At 59.5% G+C, this 6,000-nt stretch carries 6 protein-coding genes and 1 pseudogene; all 7 read right to left on the bottom strand.

The window, feature by feature from the left end; translation table 11 throughout:
• Positions 1-234: 234 nt before the first annotated feature.
• The gene (locus tag P3C39_RS32255) at positions 235-555 is read right to left on the bottom strand and encodes a KTSC domain-containing protein (RefSeq protein WP_082826812.1); all 321 of its coding nucleotides are present in this window, start codon (positions 553-555) and stop codon (positions 235-237) included.
• Positions 556-1,047: 492 nt separating this feature from the next.
• Positions 1,048-1,239 carry a hypothetical protein gene (locus tag P3C39_RS32260; protein ID WP_063170821.1) on the bottom strand — a complete coding sequence of 64 codons (192 nt, stop codon included), beginning with the start codon at positions 1,237-1,239 and terminating at the stop codon, positions 1,048-1,050.
• On the bottom strand, positions 1,236-1,376 hold the full coding sequence (locus P3C39_RS32265) for an entericidin A/B family lipoprotein (protein ID WP_032809501.1): 141 nt from the start codon (positions 1,374-1,376) through the stop codon (positions 1,236-1,238). The genes P3C39_RS32260 and P3C39_RS32265 overlap by 4 nt, the downstream gene beginning before the upstream one ends.
• A gap of 611 nt (positions 1,377-1,987) precedes the next feature.
• Positions 1,988-2,765 (bottom strand): annotated as a pseudogene (locus P3C39_RS32270) (alpha/beta hydrolase); the annotation flags it as partial.
• 148 nt (positions 2,766-2,913) lie between these two features.
• On the bottom strand, positions 2,914-3,624 hold the full coding sequence (locus tag P3C39_RS32275) for a hypothetical protein (protein ID WP_275955020.1): 711 nt from the start codon (positions 3,622-3,624) through the stop codon (positions 2,914-2,916).
• Positions 3,625-3,629: 5 nt separating this feature from the next.
• Complete coding sequence (locus P3C39_RS32280; protein WP_275955019.1) at positions 3,630-4,211, bottom strand: SOS response-associated peptidase family protein; 582 nt, start codon at positions 4,209-4,211, stop codon at positions 3,630-3,632.
• A gap of 1,062 nt (positions 4,212-5,273) precedes the next feature.
• Positions 5,274-6,000: DUF2243 domain-containing protein (locus P3C39_RS32285; protein ID WP_275955018.1), on the bottom strand; the 727-nt coding region annotated here is incomplete at its 5' end.

Below are 6,000 nucleotides of genomic sequence, written 5' to 3' on the forward strand. Positions count from 1 at the left end.
CGCTGACTCGCATAGTGCGATTCAATTAGCGCTCGCTAAAATGGTTCCGGAACATTTTAGACGAATTGAATGTTTGATGGTTATGACGAAGCTATCCGACCTTGGACCGCCGATTCCCGGCACGCAGCACGGCGGCGAGCCTGCCGACGAGCGCGACAATTTCATGACCTGTCCGGTCTGCGGCCAGCCGTTCGACATGCGCGATTTCCGCCAGGTCGCTTGGCACAATCTGCCTCAGCATGAACCGCTGGAACCGGAGCTTGCCACGGTCCGGAACGCGAACTGGTTGCGGATCCGATCATTGAAATAGCGGCCCTTGGCAAAGGCAGATTTGAAATCGGCGACGATCTCCGGCGGTACATCCAGAAAGTCGTACTGCCTGCCACTCGCTACAAACCACACTGAGAGAACCCTGGTTTCCGGGTCGTATTCGAACTTTCGTATTGAGGTCGACGGCATCGTGCACCAGGTCATTGCCGGTGAGCGACCCGCGAGATGGCCCGCCCAGTGAGGAAGCAGAGAGCGGGCCGACCACGGCTGTACGTCCATGGCCATCATCGCCTCCACGGAAGGACGGTGACAGCATTCCAACTCCCATTGGACTTCGGCGTTCCACACATAAACAAAAAGGCCCGCCACCTCTCGGCAGCGGGCAGTGTAGGTCGCTAGGATCACCCAGCGGTACCTTAAGTACACCCCGCCTCGCCAAAAGGGAAATGTTAGATATCTCTAATGGATGATTCGGACCCTGGGGCTGACCGTGGGGTATCAAATCCGAGAATATACAGCGGGCCAGGTGATAGCGGAATACCGAGCTGAGGCCCCGACATCCAATACGCCGATTTGCTCTACTGAGTGGCTTTGAGCAGCGGCTGCTGCTTCACCTCCGGGCCAAACCGGCCGCTCCCATTCATAGCCGCAGCGGGCTGTCCTAGGGATAGTTGGATTGGACGGTGTGTTGATTCACCCCTGCTGGATGGCTGAGGTGCAAAACCATGCAAACCACAATGCGCGGATACGCGACAGAAAGCCGTTGCATCGTCGACTTTATTCAAGCCGGAATTCAACCGCATGCTTGTCGGCCTCGCGAATGAGGCCACTGTCCATGGCGGCTTCGAACGCCTTGGTGAAATACTGATCATCGGAGGCCTCGTGATCCTGCTGCGCAAGATCGATCGGCAGCGCTCCGATCACGCGGCCCGTTGTCTTCTCGATAACCGTGACGGTCCTTTGCATCATGGTTTGTTGACCGTGTCGTCGACTGCGTTGGCCGTTGCCTTGACGTCCCGGCCGACGCCTCGGACGGTGTTGGCGCAGGCCGCAAGGGCAAAGGCACAGGCAAGAATGACAATCGGTGTGATGCGAAGCAGTTTCATGGACGGGTTCTCCTATTGTGATTATCAAGTCCGCCTTGCCGTAGCGCACCTGTAACCGCCATCACCTTGTTGTGGGCGGCCGCTTCATCTGCGGTGTCAAAGGCCGTTGCGATGGTCGTCCCATCCAGAGCCAGTATCACAGCCAGGAACGGAAGGCCGATCAGCGGTGGTGCGTAGACAACGTACGCTGGGCGGGCATTCTTCATCGCCCATGTAGCACCATTTGTCGGTCAGGACCTAATCCACCTTAAAATGCCGATGCGCCTCTATTCTTCACATCGCCGACTTCCTGCACCACCGTGCAAGCGATTCCTTCTATAGGAAACAGCCATGATTTTTCCGCACCCCGACGGCAACACGACAACCTCGTTTGAGCGATAGCTAAGCGGCGGCAACTAGGTTGTGGCGCTGGCCAGGATAACGGAGGGTTGAGGGCAAGAGCGGTGACGAACGCCACGCGTCGCGATCCGGTGCGAACCAGCGGGCGAAGAAGGTCGCGTTGGACGGCAAACTGGCAATCCAGATTGAGGGCTGTCCTGTCGAATTTGACCAAGACTTAGCCAGCCTTCCCAAATCCGGGAACGATGTTAGGGGGAGAGCGCTACATCGCAGTAGCCCCCCACGTCATCGGCCCGGTGCTTCCAGATGGCAACCGGATCGCCATAGATCTGCTCCAAGTCGTCGTCGAGCGACCAAAGGCAGAGCATCGGACAGTGCACCTTCCTGCCGTCATCTCGGTCTTCGCGGTCGTGGCGATGGTCGATCTGATACCTGCGCGGTAGTCTTCGACCATGCCACGGACGATGGCGGGATCGTGGATGAAGAAACCAATTCGTCATAGGCATCGTGTCCCATCTCATCTGGCCGCAAGGCGCTGTACCATGCCATCGGGTCTGCAAGGATGGCCCGTTCCGGCTTCTCGGGTTGAGCAAAGAAGAACCAGTGGTACCAATCGCGGGCAAAGTTCCAGTCGGCCCGTTCCAGATGCTCGATAACTGGCAATCCATCCACGGCAACCAGTTTCGCACCAGGTTGGTTGGGATGGTCCATCGCCATTCTGAAAGCGACCAGACTTCCACGATCATTGCCCGGCGACGAAGAAACTATGGTGGCCCAAGCTTTCCATCACTTCCACCAGCGCCGAAGCCTTGCCCGCTTGGACGAGAACCTGCTCTCGGGGTCATCGGCCGGTACGTAGGAGCGCCCGAAGCCCGGAAGGTCGGGGCACACGATCCTGAAATCTGCTGATCAAGTCCGCGACCTGGCCCCATGTCATATGCGTGCGAGGATGGCCATGGATCAGAAGCAGAGGCGGCTCAGATCCGCCATGCCGAAGCCTTATCGGCCGCCCTCGGTTTCCAACATTTCAAGCACGAAGTTGTCGAACATCTGCCATCCTCAAAAAGGGCGGTTGTCGGCTTGAAGAACTCCATGAGCATGGATTGGTTCGGGACGTGCCAATCGCGACTGCAGATCGTTTCGGCTCCCGGTTAGCTTTCGCTCAGGGCTCATTCTGGACGCGAATGGCTAGACGGATTTAACGGAGCAGGCCCTCGTCGTCGAACGCGTTCCAGCCCTTCAACTTGGGCCGGGGAGCGTCATCTCTGGGGTTATTCCCGGCACCGCGACCCTTCTCGCTACCCTTTCCCGCCCGCGTCAGGGCAGCCTTGCCGGCGCCACGTCGCCTGTTCTCTGTAACTTGCTGCGCGTCCTCTTCACGCCAAAGGCTTGGCAGATCACGATCAAGGATGTCTTCGATGTGCCTGGGATCGAACACGTGGAAGGTGACGGCCTTGGATCGACCGCGCATCTTCACGGTGCGGGTGCCAATGCTTTGCAGCCGTCCGTTTTTCAGCCACTTGTGACGCTCACGCGAAGAGATCGCAAGGATGTCTTCGGCCTCGCGCGGCAGGACCGGGAGTACTGCGATGGTTTCCAGTGCCTTGGCGATCTTGTTCGAGGCGGCCTCGAACTCTTCGGCATCGTCTTCGCGCATCCGCAATGTCATGCGACCAGTCTCGGCTTTGACGTACTTCCTCACCGCCCAAGGCAGGCGGGCACGTATTTCACGCTCGATACCTTTCGTGCGCACCGACGAGCCAAGCGTCGCTGATGGCGGAAGGGGCCACTCGGTAATCAGTGACAACGAGGTGCTGACGCTTTGGCGAGAGCCGCGATCTCGAGGGGCCACAATTGCCGCAGCCAAGCCGCCAAGAATCTTTCGTGTTTGCGCAAAACGCACCGGCATCTGAGCTAGTCGCTTCCTTGTCGCACGGTTTCTACCGCCAACGACCCGGCCGGCAGGGCCTTCAACAGCTCCACCTCGGGTTTCGTGAGGTGGATCCATGCCGCCCAATCATCCGGGCGCAGAACCACAATCTGGCGATTGTGGATGGGCGCCACGTCCAGGCCGGGTTCCGTCGTCAGCATTGCGAATGTCGGGGGCTTGTTGCCTTCGCCATCGCGCCACAGGCCGGCGATCGCGCCGTTGAGCGTGAAGCGATGCTTAGCCTTTGGAGACTTCTTTCCCGTGAATTCGAAGAAAGCCGACGCCGGAATAAGGCAGCGCTTGCTGTTGGAGAAGTTCCGTCCTTCCGAGCGGATGTTGAAGATCGGCCCGCCTTTGGGCCCGGAGGGCGGAAAGGCAAAGGTCATGCGCGTGAGTTCGATCGTGTCGCCGGCGGCGCGCATGATCGGGGCGGGATCACTAATGCGGATGTCATCCGCCTGCGGCAGATCCAGTTCGGTTTGATAAGTGGGAATGTCGAGCGCCAGCAATTGCATCACCCTGCAATATTCGGCCCAGGCGATATGCTGCTCATAGTCGTTGCACATAGCTGCCCACGCTTTCAGTCAGTTAATGACTTATAACAGATAACGCGGCTTGGCTGCGGCGCCTCCATCCGGAGATTTTCCGCTATGCCCGAAATCTCGCGATCTGCTTGAGCATCGCGCAGTTTGTCCGTGATGACATCGCCGTGGCTCACAATGATGCGCTCAAGGTCCGGTTCATCAGACCATCTGCGGAAAGCCGCGCCCAGCGCCTACCGCCGCCAGGCCAGCGGGCAGTTCTCATGGGGAAAGCACTGAATGGGAACAGTGCAACGGCCGAAGTTTGACAGCGCGATTTTGTTCCACCGTCCGTGATCAGCTTCGCGCCATTTTGGAAAACCGTACAGCAACCCTTTCTGGTCTGTTCGACTTCATGTGGTATGGCTCGCTATGTCTTGGACCTTTCCGACACCGCAGTACTGACCGAGATTCTGGCAGAGTTGGCCCGTTCTGGTGCTGGCTCCCGTCTCGATCTGATATGCAAGGTCTGCGATGCCAAGGGCAACGAATCCAGCATTCCCGGTAGCGTTACGGGTCCTGAGAACCGCGACGTGATGCTTCACCGGCCAACCTGCCATTGAAAAACCCGCCACTGAGGGAGCAGTAACGGGCCTTCCGGTGTTATGCTCGGCCAGGGAAACCGAGCGCAATCCAAACTTCATTTTCGGAGCCATGTTGCAGTGGGTCCGCCCCTGCTGGCGGGCAGAGGCGGACCCGGCCAAGGCTTGGGACCCAGGCCCGGCAGCGGGGGACGCTGCCGCCGTTTCCAACCTGCGTCGACATATCAGGTTCCACTAATGCACAAAAAGCCCGCCACCTTTGAGCAGCGGGCGTTCCAAAGCTGCAATTCTCTTGATTAATCGATAATCCCGGAGAGCCCGGATGAGTTGGGCGAAGCCGTCACCGACGACAGCCGCTCACGTTTCGTGAATGCCGGCTTCTGATAGCTGTTCTTCATCGATCTTACCCTTTGCCAATCCGCAATGTGCCACTCTTTGCCGTCGGCCAGGCGTGGCAACCGGCCGACAAAAAGCCCGCCATCTTTCGGAAGCGGGCTAGGATGCCTCACTGCTGGTAGGAGCGACTGCTCGCACCAGCGGCATCGGTCCAGGCGAGGCATCCGGCAATGACAGGCGTTGTGCCGACGACCAGGGCGCCGCGCGCGTGCAGGGTCATCAACCCGCGCCATGAGACTCTATCGACGGCCCAGATGGTGCCGCTGGCGTCGACCCACTTGAGGTCGGCGTCGGCCGCTTGAACCGCCTGCATCATCGCGGCCGGTTGCATCCCAGCTCGAAAGACGATGACGGAAGTGGCTGCACCGTTGAAGAGCGGGCCAGCACCCGCAGCCAGTCCTGCAAGCAGGACGATGCTGGTCAGAGCCGCCGAGGCACCTGCCGGTGGTCCACCGCGGTTGGGCAGCACCAGCACCAACAGCAGCGGCACGATTCCGAAGATGACCAGCCACCCAATATCCCAGGGGAGCGGCATGTGGCTGTTCATCTTGATCCGATGCAGGCCGAGCAGCCAATGGAACACAATGGCGTCCACCAGATGCCAGACGCCGAACCCGATGAAGGCCAGCCGAAGGATCTCGGTCGTCGTTACGTCCCGCCTGCCTGCTGCCCTCGCCGCCACCAGCAGCACCGTGCCGGCAACGGCGAGCACGTACATGAACAAGTGGAAGAGGCCGTCGGCCATGATCTGGAAGCGCAGGTCGGAACCCGCCGGGTCGGCGAGGCCCGAGAGAAGATGATGCCATTGCAGAATCTGGTGCAGGACGATGCCGTCG

This window comes from Mesorhizobium sp. XAP4 (genome assembly GCF_029269325.1).
Taxonomy (GTDB): domain Bacteria; phylum Pseudomonadota; class Alphaproteobacteria; order Rhizobiales; family Rhizobiaceae; genus Mesorhizobium; species Mesorhizobium ciceri.

Coding starts and splice junctions, on each gene's coding strand:
- P3C39_RS32255 (WP_082826812.1), bottom strand. CDS start 555: ATGGCCATGGACGTACAGCCGTGGTCGGCCCGCTCTCTGCTTCCTCAC.
- P3C39_RS32260 (WP_063170821.1), bottom strand. CDS start 1,239: ATGATGCAAAGGACCGTCACGGTTATCGAGAAGACAACGGGCCGCGTG.
- P3C39_RS32265 (WP_032809501.1), bottom strand. CDS start 1,376: ATGAAACTGCTTCGCATCACACCGATTGTCATTCTTGCCTGTGCCTTT.
- P3C39_RS32275 (WP_275955020.1), bottom strand. CDS start 3,624: ATGCCGGTGCGTTTTGCGCAAACACGAAAGATTCTTGGCGGCTTGGCT.
- P3C39_RS32280 (WP_275955019.1), bottom strand. CDS start 4,211: ATGTGCAACGACTATGAGCAGCATATCGCCTGGGCCGAATATTGCAGG.